Raw genomic sequence first — 15,964 nt, forward strand, 5'->3', positions numbered from 1 at the left:
GATTCAGGACCGCATGGACCGGCGCATCGCGCGCGGATGAACCGAGGTCACTGCCGCATCAAGGCGACGGCGTCCTTGCTCGCCCCGTCAAAGGCGACGCCGCCGTCGCGCAGCAGGATGCCGCGCTCGCACAGGTCGGAGACCATGTCGAGGTCATGCGAGACGACGACCAGGGTCTTGCCGTCGTTATGCAGCTCTCGAATCCGGGCCAGGCACTTCTGCTGAAACGGTTCATCGCCGACGGAGAGGATCTCGTCGATGAGAAGGATGTCGACCTCCGTGTGGATCGCGACGGAGAACGCGAGGCGCAGGAACATTCCCGACGAGTAGTGCTTGACCTCGGTGTCGATGAACTGCTCGATCTCGCTGAAGGCGACGATGTCGTCGTAGCGCTCTTCGGTCTCGCGCTTGGTCATCCCGAGGATGGCGGCGTTCAGGTAGATGTTCTCGCGTCCCGACAGATCAGGGTGGAATCCCGCACCCACCTCGATGAGGCCGGCCACGCGTCCTCGGGTAAGGACGTGTCCTTCATCGGGACGGAGCACGCCGGAGATCAGCTTCAGCAGCGTGGACTTCCCCGATCCGTTGAAGCCAAGAAGGGCGACGGATTCCCCGGGCCCGATGTCGAAGCTCACACCGTTCAATGCATGGAAATCGGTGGTCAACTGCTTTCGTCGGACGGCGGCGAGGAAAGTCTCCTTGACCGAGTGTGTGTGCCGCAACTTGAAGTCCTTGTGGACGTCGGCGACACGGATGCGGGGGCTGACGGCCTCAGAGGTCCTGAGCAAAACGCCCCTCCAATCTACGGAAGACGAGCTGGCCCACGAAGAGGAACGCCAGGGAAACGAGCGTGGCGATGCCCGCGTACATCCACATGTCAGGAATCAGCTGGCCGCCGGACGGTGAGAGCGGAAACCAGATCCCGTAGTGGAACAGTTCGACGGAAACGGTCAACGGATTCAATCGATACGCGACGAACATCCAATCAGGGACCTTGTCGGCGACCATTTCCCACTGGTACATCACAGGGGAGGCCCATACCGCGCACATCGTGATGATCTCGACGAAGCTCTGGGCGTCGCGGAAGGTCACATTGATCGCGCCGAAGAGCAGCCCGAGCCCGGTCGCCAGCGCGGCGATGATCACAATCGCGAGGAGGACGGCGGCGATGTGCACGATCGAAGGAGCCCAGCCGAAGAACAGCGCGATGACGATCAGCACGGCAATCTGGGGGAGAATGTTCACTCCCGCGATCATCATGCTCGCCACCGGGAACATCTCCCGAGGCAAATAGATCTTCTTGATCAGCGCCGCGTTGTCGACGAGCGATCGAGTGCCGTTCGTGAAGGCTTCGTTGAAGAACGTGATGATGGTTATGCCGGAAAGCAGGTAGAGCGGAAAGTACTCCACCCGGCCGTTCATTCCGAGGAAGACGCCGATGGCCAGGTAGAACACCGCGAACTGGACGAGCGGCTTGACGTACGACCACATCCATCCGAGAACCGACCCGCGGTAGCGGATCTGCACCTCTTTGCGCACGATCAGCGACAACAGGTAGCGCCGACGGAACACGTCGGCCAGGCCGATGCCTCCGCCGGGGGCGATCAGGACGTCGTCGCTCGTGGCAGCGCTCATAAGCCTTCTTTCGGGTGTGCGGCGACTAGCGCCCGGGCCATCATAATGCGGTTGCCGCTGTCGGCCTGGCGGGTCGCTGAGTGCGCCGTCGCGTTCGCGGCGCGTCGCGGATCAGATGTATGCGGACTTGCCCCTGACGGGTGAGACTAGGGCGGTGAAAAAAAGTCGCCGGCGATCCTGCGTGTCGCGTGTTCTCTCCACACTCGCTGTGGTGGTGACGACACTCGCCATCGCGGTCGCGGTGCCGTCGCAGGCAACCGCCCAGTCGCCGACGTCCCCGGAGCGAGGAGGCTCCCTGGGCGCCCTCGCTGCGCCGCGACTTGCCTCGCTCGACGGGTTCGATCCGGGCAACATCATCGATGACGGAGTGTTCTTCAACTCCGCGACGATGACGGAGGCCGAGATCCAGCGTTTTCTCGAAGTCCGCGTCCCCGCCTGCAGCAGCGGCTACACGTGTCTCAAGGACTGGCGTGATACCTCCCGGACGGTGTCCGGGGACGCCATGTGCGACCCCTATGCCGGCGAGAGTAACGAACGCGCCTCGCGCATCATCTATAAGGTCGCGCAAGCGTGTGGGATCAATCCGCAAGTCATCCTGGCGACGCTGCAGAAGGAACAGCGACTGGTGACGCACACGTGGCCGAGCGATTGGCGCTACGAGATCGCGATGGGTCAGGGGTGCCCGGACACAGCGGCGTGCGACACCCGCTACTACGGCTTCTTCAATCAGGTCTACGGGGCTGCCTGGCAGTTCAAGCGGTACGCGAACCCACCGGGCACGAGTCGCTACTTCACCTGGTATGCCCCGGGCAAAACGTGGAACATCCGATTCAATCCCGACGCGAGCTGCGGTTCATCGCCGGTCTTCGTGTCCAACCAGGCGACGGCAGACCTCTACTACTACACGCCCTATCAACCGAATGCGGCTGCTCTCGCTGCCGGAACCGGTGAAGGCGACGGGTGTTCCGCGTACGGCAATCGAAACTTCTATCACTTCTTCACCGAATGGTTCGGGACCACCCGCGGCTCGGGAGTCGTCCTCGCACGCACCGCGAACGATCCCGCGGTCTACCTTCTGTCCGACTCGCGTCGTTGGCACATCGCCGATGGGGACGACCTGGCGTCTCTCTCCAGCGTCTATGGGCGGGTGTACACAGTTTCCGAGGGATTCCTGCGGGGCTACGCGGCCGCGGGCAAGACGGGTCCTGTCCTGCGCGACGCGGCGACGGGCGAGATGGCCTACTTCCAGGAAGGCCAGAGGCACCGCCTGGCCTCGTGCGGACTCGTAGCGCTGTGGGGTGGTGACTGCGGCGCCCCCGTCACCGTCTCCGCCGACCTGTTCCGAAAGGCATCCGCCGGTGCGGAGATGACGGCGTACTATCGCGTGCCGGGAACGACGCAATGGGGCCGCCTCGACTCGCCGACCGCCGTCACCCCCCTGTGGAACGAAGCGGCCGCGCGGTCGGTGAACGGTGATCCTCACGCTCCGCTCTACGCCGCTTACCTGAGCCGAGGCGTCCTCGCCGCCAAGAACAAGAGCGCTCTGATGTTCGCGCCGGCTCAGGTCGTCAAGGCCGCAAACTCGGACAAGGTGTATCTCACCCTCGACCAGAGCACGCTCGTGTGGGTCAAGTCGTGGCGCGATCTCGCGGAGTACAACCGCAACGCCTCCACGATGGCCGTCGTTTCCGAAGCCGACTTGTTCGGCCGGTACCGCGAGAACGGGGAGGTCCGTCCGATGCTCCGGTGTGACGGGACGACGTACTTCCCCGGCTCGGGCGTGCTGCATGCCGTCTCCGACGTCGCGCGCGTAGGACTGCCGGTCATGGATGCCGGGACCCCGACGTGTGCGCAGTTCCTGCGGGGAGCGAACATGGGCGCGGCACCGCTCATCAAGGTGGCGGGCCGCGAGACGGTCGCAGCCGTTGAGGGTGGGACACGCCGAGGGGCCGTGAGCTGGAGCGCGCTGATGACCTACATGGGGGGAACATCCGCGACGATCGCGACGGTCTCCGCGGCGACGTTCGACAGCTTCTCCGCCGGGGCTCCCCTCGCCGACGGGGAGATCGTGAAAGGCACCTCTCCGGTGCTGTCTCTCGTCTCCGGGACCACCGCGATCGCCATTCCGAGCTACAGCCTCGCGCGCGATGCCGGACTCACCATGTCGTTCGTGACGGTGCCCGACACCGAGCTGCGCGGCTTGCGAGTCGCAAGCGCGCCTCTGGGGCAGTGGATCTCCTGCCAGGGAACCACGTATGCCGTGGGGTCCGCGGGCGTGACGGCCGTGTCACCGTCCGCCGCGCAGGGCTTCACCGTGCCCGAGCTGTCCCGGGCGGCGTGCGCTCGATTCGTGGTACGCCAGGGCGTCCTTCCCGTCGTCTTCGTCAAATCGACCGTGAACGACGCGGTGCTGGTTGCGAGCGGGGGTGTCTACCGGCACGTGCAGTCCTGGAAGACCCTGCGCGATCTCGCAAACGGTGATCCTACGATCCTCGACCTGTCAGCGGCGACCGTGTCGACCCTTCCGCTGGGGCAGCCGCTTCCCTGAGGACGGGGGCGATCGAGCCCGTGCTCGATCGCCCCCGTGGCCCGGCGGCGTCAGCGCTCGACGATGGCGAGATACTCCTGCAGACGCGCGCTCCAGGGCGGAGTCGGAAGGCCCTGCGCTTCTGCGCGCGACAGGTCCAAGACGCTGTTGCGCGGACGCGGGGCGACCGGCGAGGAGGCCGAGGCGAAGTAGTCCTCGGTGCTCACTCCCGTCACACGTGCGGGGTCGTGGCCGGTGATGCGGAAGACATCTCGGGCGATGTCGCACCATGTAGCGGGAGCTCCGGAGCCCGTGACGTTGTAGATCCCGCTCGGGGCCCCTGTGTCGAGGAGCTTGCGGATCGCGGCAGCGATGTCGACGGTGAAGGTCAGACGACCCATCTGGTCGTCGACGACGCGGGGATCGACGCCCCGGGCTGCGAGATCCGCCATCGTGCGGACGAAGTTGCTGCCGTCGCCGATCACCCAGCTGGTGCGGATGACGTAGTGGTGGGGGACGGTCGTGGCCAAGGCATCGCCCGCGGCCTTCGTCTGTCCGTAGACGCTCAGCGGCGTCACGGCATCGTCCTCGCTGTACGGCGAATCCTTCCGCCCGTCGAAGACATAATCGCTGGAGACATGGACGAGCGTGATGCCATGAGCCGTCGCGATCTGCGCCAGAGCTCTGACGGACGCGGCATTCCCCGTCCAGGCATCGGCACGACCAGCGTCGGTCTCTGCTGCGTCGACTTTGGTGTACCCCGCAGCGTTGATGATCGTCCCGTACTCGCGCCAGCGGCGGGCGGAGGGGAGATCGGGCGAGGACAGATCGAGCTCTGATCTCGTCGCGTACTCGATCCAGGGGTGTTCGCCGAACTCTTGGCGCAGTGCGCGTCCCAGCTGACCGGCGGCTCCGGTGACGAGAATTCGTCGTGGCCCCATCGGCTCGACCTCGGCGAGCTTCGGATGGTTCTTGTCCTTGTCGCTGATCTCGACCTGGTCGAGAGGAATCGGCCAGTCGATCGCGACCGTCTCGTCGGCGAGGTTCAGGAAGGTGTACGTGGCCTCGGGCGACCAGTGGTCATTGACCAGGTAGGTGTATGCCGTGTCGGGCTCGAGTGTCTGGTAGGAGTTTCCGACCCCGCGCGGAACGAAGATCGCCTTCGAAGGGTCAAGTTCGGCGGTGAAGACGGCCCCGAAGGTGTCACCGGCTCGAAGATCCACCCACGCTCCGAAGATCCGACCCGTGGCGACCGAGACGTATTTGTCCCAGGGTTCGGCATGAATGCCCCGCGTCGTGCCCACCGCGTCGTTGAACGAGATGTTGTTCTGCACCGGACCGAAATCGGGCAGTCCGACCGCATCCTGTGTCATCTTCTGGCGCTGCCAGTTCTCCTTGAACCATCCCCGGGCGTCACCGTGGACAGGGAGGTCCACCACGATCAGACCGGGGATCGGAGTGCGCTGGCTGCGTAGGGGTCTACCGAACTCCAGAACCAAGGGTCATTGCCCCCTTGAGGCGTAGAAGGCCTCCACGCCGTCCTTGGCGGGGGCCCACCAGGGTTCGTTCGCTCGGTACCAGTCGATCGTCGCGGCAAGCCCGGCCGCGAAGTCGCTGAACCTCGGGGTCCACCCGAGCTCGGTGCGCAGCTTCGTCGAATCGATGGCGTATCGCAGATCATGTCCGGCGCGGTCGACCACGTGATCGTAGGCGTCGCTAGGGCGCCCCATGATCTCGAGGATCATTTCCACGACCGTCTTGTTGTCTTTCTCGCCGTCTGCGCCGATGAGGTAGGTCTGTCCGATCTCGCCCTTGTCGAGAATGGTCAGCACCGCGGACGAGTGGTCGTCGGCGTGGATCCAGTCACGAACGTTCTCACCCGAGCCGTAGAGCTTGGGGCGAATTCCACGGAGGACGTTCGTGATCTGTCGCGGGATGAACTTCTCGACGTGCTGGTAAGGGCCGTAGTTGTTCGAGCAGTTGCTGATGGTCGCCTTCACGCCGAACGAACGAACCCAGGCTCGGACCAGGAGGTCCGACCCCGCCTTGGTGGACGAGTAGGGCGAAGAGGGGTTGTACGGGGTCTGCTCTGTGAAGCGCGCCGGATCGTCGAGCTCGAGATCTCCGTACACCTCATCGGTCGAGATGTGGTGAAAGCGGGTCTCGTGCCGGCGGGCCGCCTCGAGCAACGTGTAGGTGCCGATGATGTTCGTGTCGAGAAACGGACGGGGATCGTGCAGCGAATTGTCGTTGTGAGACTCGGCGGCGTAGTGGACGACCGCATCGGCTTCGGCCACCAGGGGGTCGACCACGCCCGCTTCGGCGATGTCTCCCACGACCAAGCGCACGCGCTCGGAGGGCAGGCCCGCCAGAGATGCCTCGTTGCCCGCATACGTGAGCTTGTCGAGCACCGTGACCGTGTGGTCGGTGTGCTCTACGACATGGTGGACGAAGTTCGAGCCGATGAACCCGGCACCGCCGGTCACGAGAAGGTGCGCCATCAGCGGCCTCTTTCCAGAATCTCCAATAGGTACGTGCCGTAACCCGACTTCACGAGGCCGTTCGCCCGCTGACGTACCTCCTCGTCCGAGAGGAATCCCTGACGCCATGCCACCTCTTCGGGGACACCGATGCGGAGCCCCGTGCGCCGCTCCATCGTCCGGACATAGTCGGCGGCATCCGACATCTGGTCGAAGGTGCCGGTGTCCAGCCAAGCCGTTCCCCGCGGCAGCACCTCGACACCCAGCTTCCCGCGGCTCAGGTACTCCGCGTTGATGTCGGTGATCTCGTACTCGCCGCGAGCGGATGGTGCGAGCTGGCGGGCGATCTCGATGACGTCGTTGTCGTAGAAGTACAGCCCCGGCACTGCGTAGTTGCTCTTCGGGTGTTCCGGCTTCTCCTCGAGGGACACCGCGCGGCCATCGGCATCGAACTCCACCACACCGTAGGCAGAGGGCTCGGCGACCCAGTAGGCGAAGACGGCTCCGCCATCCACGTCCGCGAATCTCTTGAGCTGGGTTCCGAGGCCGGGACCGTACAGCAGGTTGTCGCCCAAGACGAGCGCGACCTTGTCGTCGCCGATGAAATCCGCTCCGATCGTGAATGCCTGGGCGAGACCATCCGGAGAAGGTTGCACGGCGAACGATAGAGATACGCCGAACTGCGATCCGTCCCCGAGGAGTCGCTGGAAGAAAGGAGCGTCGTGGGGCGTGGTGATGATCAGGATCTCTTGAATGCCTGCCAGCATCAGGGTCGACAAGGGGTAGTAGACCATCGGCTTGTCGTACACCGGGATGAGCTGTTTGGAAACGCCGAGCGTAATCGGGTGCAAACGCGTGCCGGAGCCGCCGGCCAGAATGATGCCCTTCACGTGATCCATCCTGCCAGGTGCGCGCCGAGACTCGAGACAGGCGTCACGGTAGACGCCGAAGCTCGAGGGTCAGCCCGGCGCCGTACGTACGCTGTGCCACGAGTCGTCCAGGAACACCGTCGACGCCGACATGCCGGACGCACGCGCTGTCGAGGAGAACCCACCCGATCTGGGCGGCTTCCGCCTGAGCGGCGGTGATGCGCTCGTACCGCGATCGGGCGTCCATGACCGTTTGGACGGCATCTCGGTTCTCCGGCCACGCCATCCCGAGGTAGTAGAAGGGCATCGGCGCACCGGATGTCGCCTTGACGGTTCGGTCGTCGATGCAGTTGTCCACGAGGAGGAGTCGCCCGTCGATCGCGTGGGTCGAGCGAGCCAACTCGGTGACCGCGGCCGCACGTGGGCTCTCGGGATTCCAGGTCGCCGACATCTGAGGGTCGACCGCAAAGCGCCCGAAGTCGGCGAGGCCGGTGACGTACACGACCACGCAGGCGCCGGCGAGCAGCAGGGGGATCACCGCGGGCCCGGATCGCTCTTCGGTGCGGGACGTCGCCGCGCCGATGACGGCGGCGCCGGCCACGGCGGTCAGGACGCCGCTGAGGAGGAAGCAGTCGATCCAGAAACGGTAGGGCTCGGCATTGGGCCCCCACACGTCGTTGAGGCTGAGAATGATCCAGACTGCACCCGCCGCGGCAGCAACTGCTGCAGGCACCCGAAGTCTCCGCCGGAGAGAAAGTCCGAGCACGGTCAGGAGGGGCAGGGCCACGACGAGGGCCGCAACGAGGGCATCGGGCCGCGCGACCCCCAGATCGACGTTGGAGGCGACGCGATAGGTCAAGAACGGATCACCGCGACGGATGCCAGAGACCGTGGCGAGTATCTGAGGGGACGCCGCCAGTGCGTATGTGCTCGCGTAGAGCGCTACGAGGCCGCGGGTCCGGATGAGTCCGCGCAGCAGACCTGGAGCCGCCGGCAGCAGCCCGAGGATCAGAGCGGGCAGCTGGCCCATCAGGTCAAAGACCACGGGCCCCACGGTGAACAGCAGAGGGATGGTCGCCGCTGTCGCGATCATCCACCAGCGCCGCCCCGGGTGGCTGAGAAACACCGCTGCGGCGACGTAGGCCAGGCCGTAGGCGCCGGTCAAGAAGCTGTACGTCTGAAAGCCGGACAGCGCCCCGAGCGCGGCCACGGCGAGGAGGGTCACGCCCACCCTGATGCGGGGCGCAGTCGGTCGCAGCCACACCGCGCTGAGGGCGCTGGCCGCGATGACGATGATCGAAAGCCCTGCTGCTTCGGCGTTATTGGAGAACAGGGCGCCGTAGGGGCCCCACAGCACGGCGTGGGAATCCAGCGGCCGATACCAGCCCTCGCTCTCCGGCGAGAGGAAGGAGAGGACTCCGGCAAAGAATGGCAGCGGAGCGAGAAAACCCATCCAGGCCCGCCGGGAGACGCGGATGAGGCAGATCGAAAGAGCCGCCACAGCGAGGAGTTGGATGAGCACGGAAACGAGGTTCCACGCAGTGATCGCGTCGATATGAAGAACCCTGGCGATAAGCCCCACCGCGGTGTAGTACGCGCGAGGGTAGTAGTTTGCGCCGGTCTCGGTGACGGGTTCGTGATCGCGCAGGTCGCCATCGGCCACGTTGGCGACCATGCTCAGATAGCCCAGCTGGTCGTGCCAGGCGAACGTGCGGATGGCCCTCAGCGGACTCGGCGGCGAAAGGAACAGCGCCGAGAACATCGCGATGGCGTAGATCAGCACAGAAGACGCGACGCCCGTGGCTGCGACTACGCGGTCGCTGCCGCGCCGAATCACCGTCGACCGTTCCCTTGGGCCGCCAGGCGAGCACGGAAAACCTTGTCGAGGCCCTCCGGCAACGTGGTGCGGACGAGGGCGTCCAGCTCCGGCCAAACGACCGACCGCACGCGGAGGTCCGAGGATTGCCCTCCGGCGCGTCCTTGACCCAGGGTGATGCGTGATCGCTGGCGACGCAGACGCGTGGCCTCGCCCAGCAGCGCACCGATCGAGACGGCCGACATCGCGCCGATGATCTTGGTGATGCTGGAGCCGGCGGGTTCTGAGCTCAGCCGTCGCATCCCCGCGACGATCACGCGTGCGCAATCGTCCTCGTAGATGTAGTCCCGCAAGGTGTCGAGCGAGACATACAGAGACACGGGGTGACCGGTGACATAGCTGTCGGTGATGACAGAGACGAGCCCCTGTCCCTTGGCCATGTCTTGGCCCGGTCCGTACAGATTCGTGATGCGTCCGACGAACGTCCGCCATCCCGTCTGCCGGGCAAACGCGGCCAGTTCCTGCTCCATCGCGAGTTTGGCGACACCGTAGGAGGAGCCCGGGGCGACCGGGGTTTCTTCGGTGAACGGCGGATACGGAGCGAGCGCGTACGCCCCACCGACGGAGGACGAGAGAAAGACGCGGACGTCTCGCCCCTGGAGCACGTCCGCGAAGACCTCCAAGGCTCGACGGAAGACGTCGACCTCGAGGTCGAGCTGCTCGCGAGGAGTCGAGGTGACCCCTCGCCCGGCGCACCAGTAGATCTCGAGCGGTCCTTCGCGCCGCGCCAAAGCGGTCGCATGGGTGCGCAGGTCGATCACCGACGAATCCGGATCTCCCCAGCGGATGGGCCGCGCTGCCGCGGAGGTCCCGCGCTCCCTCTCGACGGCGCGGCCGAGCAGGCCGCGACCGATGACCCAGGCTCCGTCAGCGCCCATCGTCGGCGTGCCCGAGGGGGCCGGAGGAGGGATCCCGCACGATGAGGTACGGCGGACGCCCCATCGCCATGTTGACCGCGACGCCCAGGTACTCCGCGACGATGCCCAGCGAGACGAGCACCAGCCCGGTGCCCAGCGCGGTCACCACCATCTGCGAAGTCCAGCCCTCGGGAATGTCGCCGGACGCGAAACGCATCACGACGAGATACAGGGCGAAGAGCACACCCCCCACGAAGAAGACCACACCGGCCGCCGTGACCAGGCGCAGTCCGCGGGTTCCGGACGTCAGGATCATGCGCCAGAAGTGGGCCATCAGCCGGCGGTACGAGTAGCCCGAGCGACGATCGCCCTCCTCTCGCAGCTCAACGGGTGAGGTGACGATGCGGGCGGCGACCCAGCCCAGGGCGACGTCGAGGTAGACACCGGTTCCCGCATAGGCGGCCACACTGCGTGCAACCTCGCCCAGGATGAGCCGGTAGCTGTTGAAATGCGACGCCCGACCTCCGCCGAAGACCGTTTCGAGAATCCGCTTGGACGCTTTGGATGCCGCGTTCCTCACCGCTCCGTGCGGCGGGCGATTGGTCGGCTCGGCGTAGACGACGTCGGCCTGTTCGTCGAGTGCCGTATCCAGCAGGCGTCCGATGAATGCGGGGTCGTGCTGGCCGTCCTCGTCCAGTGTCACGACCCAGTCGCCGCCCGAAGAGGCGATACCGGCCAGTGTCGCCGCGTGCTGGCCGAAGTTGCGGCTGAGCCACACCGGGTGAACCCAGGAGTACTCGCTCGCCAGTTCCCGGATGACAGCGTCCGACCGGTCGGGGCCGTGGTCGTAAGCCGTGATCACCTCGGTGACGCGAGCCGATCGACCTCCCGGGGTGACGAAGCCCTCGGTCAGGGGGACGATCTCGTCCAATACGCCCCGGAGTGTGCGCTCGGCCTGGTAGACGGGGATGACGATGGTGATGCCGTGGGTGTACGGCGTCGTCTCGGGGAGGCTCATCGCATTCTCCGTTTCAGGATCCGGTAGGAGGCCTGTCGCGCCCGGGCCATGAGCGCAGCTCGCGTGTTGCCGATGACCACGTCCATCGCCGACACCGCGTCGGGATGCGCGCGGTGAAGAGCGCGGTGGAACGCCTTCGCCTGCGCGGACTGGTCGCGCACGAGGGCGACGCTCCACTGGCTGGCGCTCATGCGGAAGGTCGCGCCCGTGGTGGCATCCGGTGCGAAATCGCCGCGAAGCAGGACATCCGAGTACGTGGCCTGATCGATCAGGTAGGGGAAATCCGCGCGCCAGCCTCCGACCGCGGTGAGGGCCTCGCGGCGCATCATCACAGAGGCAGGTTCACCGAAGAGGTTGGACCCCGCACGCACGGCGGCGCGGACGGCCCGCGCGCCCGGCATGCGGCGGCCGAGTCCGCGCAGACCCCACCCTGAGAAGAGGACACGACCATCGGCGTCCACGATGTCGCGCCGACACGCGGTCAACACGATCGAGGAGTCCTCGAGGATCGCCATCTGGCGCTTCAGCGTTCCCGGCAGGACGATGTCATCGCCGCACACGAGCTTGATCAGCTCTCCGCGGGCGCTCTCCGTCACGCGATTCCAGTTGCGGGGAGCGCCGCCACCTGCGGGGGTGTGCAGGATCGTGACCCGATCGTCGTCCTCGAAGCGCCGGATCTCCGCGAGCGTGTCGTCAGAGGAGGAGTGGTCGGCGACGATCAATTCGAGATCGACGGACTCATCCGCAAGGACGGAACGCATGGTCTCAGCGATGGTCCGGCCGTTGTTGTAGGCGGGGATCACGACGCTCAATCGGGGTGCCGTCACGAGACCTTCTTCCTTCGGAACGAGAATCGGCTGTGGCCGATGTAGCTGACCAGGGTCGTCACGAAGACGATCAGTGCCTGGGCGACGATCGGCACGAGGCCCACCAACTCCACCAGGAGGGGAAGCAGGACGGCGTTGATGCCGAGGGAGACGAGATAGATGCTCTCGAAGCGCGCGAGATCCAGCCAAACGTGACCGCGAACGCGGAACACGAACCGGCGGTAGAGGAAGAACGCGCACAAAACCGAGGCCACATGAGCGAACAGCAGGGTCACCATGTATCCCCAGATACGACCGACCGTCAGATCGAAGATCGCGAACCAGGCGAAGCCCACGACCGTGTTGATGACGCCGACGACGAGGAAGGCGACGCGACGGTCCTTGATGAGCCGGAGCAGGGGGCCATCGGGCCCGCTCATGCCGGCGACGACCTCCCGCTCAGCCACGGAACACCGATCGTTCGGCGCGACGGCAGTCCTTCCGGCTGCGGCTAAATGACCGCCGCAGGGTCGGGCCGGTTCTCATCGTGCGCGGGCCTTTCGTTCGGGTCGGTCTGCACGCCGCCCACGTGACGAGGCGCCACGGTCGAAGCGGGTGATTCGGCGAGCAGATTGCCGACATCGAGGCTAGCGCCTCGGCCCTGAGCAACCGTCGATGACGCGGCCGGATCCACAATCAGCTTACCCTTCGTCGATCCGGAGCCACGCCGCGCGTTCGGGCCCTGCCGGGACCGCGGGTAGACTCGCGAGAGGGTATCGGAGGCCATCGGTGTCTCGCGTGCCCCCACATATCGCGAACGGAAGTAGTTGCAGCTTATGGATCTCCTGGTCGTCGGCTCGGGTTTCTTCGGCCTCACCATTGCAGAGCGGGCGGCCGCCTCGGGGCGAAAGGTGACGGTGATCGACCGGCGCCACCACATCGGAGGCAATGCGTACTCCGAGGCCGAGGCGGAGACGGGCATCGAAGTGCACCGTTACGGAGCCCACCTCTTCCACACCTCGAATCCGTCGGTCTGGCAGTACGTCAACAGGTTCACCGAGTTCACCTCCTACGTCCACCGCGTCTACACGACGCACAAGGGCGTGGTGTATCCGTTGCCGATCAACCTCGGCACCATCAACCAGTTCTTCCAGGCGGCCTACACGCCGGACGAAGCGCGGGCCCTTGTGCAGGAACTGGCCGGCGAGTTCGACGCGAAGGATGCCGCGAACCTCGAAGAGCGCGCCATCGGTCTGATCGGTCGGCCGCTGTACGAGGCGTTCATCCGCGACTACACCGCCAAGCAATGGCAGACCGACCCGAAGGATCTCCCGGCCGAGGTCATCTCGCGTCTTCCGGTTCGCTACACCTACGACAACCGGTACTTCAACGACACGTGGGAGGGACTTCCCGTCGACGGGTACACCGCGTGGCTCGAGCGCATGGCTGACCACCCGAACATCGACGTGAAGCTGTCGACCGATTACTTCGATGAGGGTCAGCCGCTGAACAAACGGGCCACGGTGGGTCAGGTGCCCGTCGTCTACACCGGCCCCGTCGACCGGTATTTCGACTACGCCGAGGGTGAGCTGTCGTGGCGGACGCTCGACTTCGAGCAGGAGGTCTTGCCGATCGGTGACTTCCAGGGGACCAGCGTGATGAACTACGCCGACTCCGATGTTCCCTACACCCGCATCCACGAGTTCAAGCACTTCCACCCTGAGCGCGCGGACCGCTATCCCTCCGACAAGACGGTCGTCGTGCGCGAATACTCTCGGTTCGCGACGCGCGCGGACGAGCCCTACTACCCGGTCAACACTGCGGACGACCGTGCGGGGCTGCTGGCCTACCGCGACCTCGCGAAGGGGGAGCGCGACGTGCACTTCGGCGGCCGCCTCGGGACGTATCAGTACCTCGACATGCACATGGCCATCGGTTCGGCCCTGTCGATGTGGAACAACACGCTCGCGGGATCGGGGGAGCAGCAGTGAGTTCGACCACGACCATCACGTCTTTCGCGACCGTCAATCACACCGTCTTCCCGGTCAGGGGAGTGGCGGAAGTGTCGTCGTTGTACGTCGACACCGGCGACGGCTCGGATTCGCAGCCGGGCGAAAGCTATGAGATCCAGGGCCGTCGATCCATCAGGATCTTCCCGCACCGCCGCGTGTCGATGGGAACGTTCTTCAACGCGTTCCCGGCCAGCTACTGGCAGCGATTCACCAACGTCCGCGCCGTACGGCTTTCCGCCACGCTGTCGGGCCGCGGGCTGCTCTCGGTCTACAAGTCGAGCGCCCGGGGCCGGTCGTCGGCCGTGGCATCCCGATCCTTCTCCGACGAGACGGTCGAGATCGACCTGCCCCTGACGTCATTCATCGACGGGGGCTACTACTGGTTCGATGTCGCCTGCGCCGGAGGGGAGGCCACGCTCGAGGGTGCCGAGTGGCAGGTGCCCGATACCCGAGAGGTCGAAGGAACCGTCACGGTCGGTATCACGACCTTCAACCGTCCCACCTACGCGCTCGACCAGCTCGTCGCCGTCGGTGAGGACGAGGGCATCAAGGACGTGCTGGACACCATTCTCCTCGTGGATCAGGGGACGGACCTGGTGTCGAACCAGCCCGGCTTCCCCGCGGCCGCGGAGGTGCTCGGCGACCGGCTGCGAGTCATCCGACAGGCGAACCTCGGCGGATCCGGCGGATTCGGTCGGGCCATGCTCGAGACGCTTCGAGGGGAGCGCAGTCGCTACGTGCTGTTGCTCGATGACGATGCAATCTCCGAGCCCGAGGCCATCGTCCGCAGCGTGCGATTCGCCGACTTCTGCATCAAGCCGACGATCGTCGGCGGGGGAATGCTGCACCTCGATGAGCGCGCCGTCCTTTACACGCAGGGCGAGACGTGGGACTACGGCCGCAGCTGGATGCGTCCTTCGGGCGAGAGCGAGTACGACCACGATTTCGCCGAGGACACTCTGCGGGCGACACCTGAGCTCCACCGGCGTCTCGCCGCCGACTTCAACGGGTGGTGGATGTGCCTCATCCCCACGGAGGTCCTCGACAGGATCGGGCTCTCGCTGCCCGTGTTCCTGAAGTTCGACGACATCGAGTTCTCGCTGCGTGCGGGCGACCAGGGCTACCCGACGGTGTGTCTTCCGGGCGTCGCTGTCTGGCACATGGCCTGGCACGATAAGGACCCCTCCCGAACGTGGGAGGAGTACTTCATCCACCGCAATCGGTGGATAACCGGTCTTCTGCATCCCGGAGGGAAGCGAGGAGCCGCGCTGCCGCTGATGTCCTTCCTCGGCGATATCAAGCTGCTGTTCATGCTGCAGTACTCGACCGTTCGGCTCCGACACGAAGCTCTCGCCGACCTCCTCCGCGGCCCCTCGGCCCTCCCGGGGCTCCTCCCGCAGCGCCAAGCAGAGATCCGTCAGATGCGCGGCCAGTACAGCGACGCGCGTGTTGTCGAGAACCTGGCCGATCTTCCGGTCGTGCGCCGGGCTCCCGGTGCGCGCGGGACGGTCCGTCGGCCGACGAACCCGGTCGCCGCTCTGGTGCTCGCCGCTCGTGTCGCCGTCCGGCAGCTGCTGGTCCGCGAGACCGCGCACAGTAAGCGGCATCCCGAACGCATCATTCCGGCCCCGGACATCTCCTGGTGGAGGTTCTCGGACATCGACTCCGCGCTGGTCACATCTCCCGACGGGCTGGGCGTCGCCTGGTACCAGCGAGATCGTGCCCTGATGCGTCGCTTCCTGATCAAGAGCGTCATGGTTCACCTGAAGCTGTGGCGGCGCTTCCCGCGACTGTCGGCGCAGTATCGCGACGGCCTCACCGATATCACCAGTCCCGCAGCCTGGGAGAAGATCTTCACCGATACCTCGGCGTCCTGACGCACAT

At 65.7% G+C, this 15,964-nt stretch carries 13 protein-coding genes; 3 read left to right on the top strand and 10 right to left on the bottom strand.

From position 1 onward, the window contains the following. Positions 1-47: 47 nt before the first annotated feature. Both P5G46_RS12485 and P5G46_RS12490 read right to left on the bottom strand, forming a co-directional pair. Complete coding sequence (locus P5G46_RS12485) at positions 48-788, bottom strand: ABC transporter ATP-binding protein (RefSeq protein ID WP_408905819.1); 741 nt, start codon at positions 786-788, stop codon at positions 48-50. Then, positions 772-1,635 (bottom strand): ABC transporter permease, encoded by an 864-nt coding sequence (locus tag P5G46_RS12490; protein ID WP_408905820.1) that lies wholly within the window; start codon positions 1,633-1,635, stop codon positions 772-774. The genes P5G46_RS12485 and P5G46_RS12490 overlap by 17 nt, the downstream gene beginning before the upstream one ends. A gap of 211 nt (positions 1,636-1,846) precedes the next feature. Between P5G46_RS12490 and P5G46_RS12495 the strand changes: the two genes are divergently transcribed. Next, positions 1,847-4,183 (top strand): hypothetical protein, encoded by a 2,337-nt coding sequence (locus P5G46_RS12495; protein WP_408905821.1) that lies wholly within the window; start codon positions 1,847-1,849, stop codon positions 4,181-4,183. Positions 4,184-4,233: 50 nt separating this feature from the next. Here the strand turns inward: P5G46_RS12495 and P5G46_RS12500 are convergent, their stop codons facing one another. From P5G46_RS12500 to P5G46_RS12535, 8 genes are read right to left on the bottom strand one after another with little or no spacing between them, the layout of a single operon-like run. Continuing rightward, entirely contained in the window at positions 4,234-5,661 is a 1,428-nt protein-coding gene (locus P5G46_RS12500) for a sugar nucleotide-binding protein (RefSeq protein ID WP_408905822.1), read from the bottom strand. 3 nt (positions 5,662-5,664) lie between these two features. Beyond that, the gene (gene rfbB, locus P5G46_RS12505) at positions 5,665-6,663 is read right to left on the bottom strand and encodes a dTDP-glucose 4,6-dehydratase (protein ID WP_408905823.1); all 999 of its coding nucleotides are present in this window, start codon (positions 6,661-6,663) and stop codon (positions 5,665-5,667) included. Then, positions 6,663-7,532: a glucose-1-phosphate thymidylyltransferase RfbA gene (rfbA, locus tag P5G46_RS12510; RefSeq protein ID WP_408905824.1), complete on the bottom strand. Its 870-nt coding sequence runs from the start codon at positions 7,530-7,532 to the stop codon at positions 6,663-6,665. Before rfbA ends, rfbB begins: the two co-directional genes overlap by 1 nt. A gap of 43 nt (positions 7,533-7,575) precedes the next feature. Next, complete coding sequence (locus tag P5G46_RS12515) at positions 7,576-9,294, bottom strand: hypothetical protein (protein WP_408905825.1); 1,719 nt, start codon at positions 9,292-9,294, stop codon at positions 7,576-7,578. 50 nt (positions 9,295-9,344) lie between these two features. Then, positions 9,345-10,265: an NAD-dependent epimerase/dehydratase family protein gene (locus tag P5G46_RS12520; RefSeq protein ID WP_408905826.1), complete on the bottom strand. Its 921-nt coding sequence runs from the start codon at positions 10,263-10,265 to the stop codon at positions 9,345-9,347. After that, entirely contained in the window at positions 10,255-11,262 is a 1,008-nt protein-coding gene (locus P5G46_RS12525) for a glycosyltransferase (RefSeq protein ID WP_408905827.1), read from the bottom strand. Before P5G46_RS12525 ends, P5G46_RS12520 begins: the two co-directional genes overlap by 11 nt. Beyond that, the gene (locus P5G46_RS12530; RefSeq protein ID WP_408905828.1) at positions 11,259-12,089 is read right to left on the bottom strand and encodes a glycosyltransferase family 2 protein; all 831 of its coding nucleotides are present in this window, start codon (positions 12,087-12,089) and stop codon (positions 11,259-11,261) included. The genes P5G46_RS12525 and P5G46_RS12530 overlap by 4 nt, the downstream gene beginning before the upstream one ends. Continuing rightward, positions 12,086-12,535 carry a GtrA family protein gene (locus P5G46_RS12535; RefSeq protein ID WP_375094578.1) on the bottom strand — a complete coding sequence of 150 codons (450 nt, stop codon included), beginning with the start codon at positions 12,533-12,535 and terminating at the stop codon, positions 12,086-12,088. Before P5G46_RS12535 ends, P5G46_RS12530 begins: the two co-directional genes overlap by 4 nt. A 369-nt stretch (positions 12,536-12,904) precedes the next feature. On the opposite strand from P5G46_RS12535, the gene glf reads away from it, so the two are divergent. Beyond that, on the top strand, positions 12,905-14,059 hold the full coding sequence (gene glf, locus P5G46_RS12540; protein WP_375094577.1) for a UDP-galactopyranose mutase: 1,155 nt from the start codon (positions 12,905-12,907) through the stop codon (positions 14,057-14,059). After that, entirely contained in the window at positions 14,056-15,957 is a 1,902-nt protein-coding gene (locus P5G46_RS12545) for a glycosyltransferase (RefSeq protein ID WP_408905829.1), read from the top strand. Before glf ends, P5G46_RS12545 begins: the two co-directional genes overlap by 4 nt. Positions 15,958-15,964 lie beyond the last annotated feature (7 nt).

It is taken from the genome of Microbacterium mcarthurae (assembly GCF_046064585.1).
GTDB classification, from domain to species: domain Bacteria; phylum Actinomycetota; class Actinomycetes; order Actinomycetales; family Microbacteriaceae; genus Microbacterium; species Microbacterium mcarthurae.

Excerpts from the sequence above, each read along its gene's own strand:
- P5G46_RS12490 (WP_408905820.1), bottom strand. The coding sequence starts at position 1,635 with ATGAGCGCTGCCACGAGCGACGACGTCCTGATCGCCCCCGGCGGAGGC.
- rfbB (WP_408905823.1), bottom strand. The coding sequence starts at position 6,663 with ATGGCGCACCTTCTCGTGACCGGCGGTGCCGGGTTCATCGGCTCGAAC.
- P5G46_RS12520 (WP_408905826.1), bottom strand. The coding sequence starts at position 10,265 with ATGGGCGCTGACGGAGCCTGGGTCATCGGTCGCGGCCTGCTCGGCCGC.
- P5G46_RS12525 (WP_408905827.1), bottom strand. The coding sequence starts at position 11,262 with ATGAGCCTCCCCGAGACGACGCCGTACACCCACGGCATCACCATCGTC.
- glf (WP_375094577.1), top strand. The coding sequence starts at position 12,905 with ATGGATCTCCTGGTCGTCGGCTCGGGTTTCTTCGGCCTCACCATTGCA.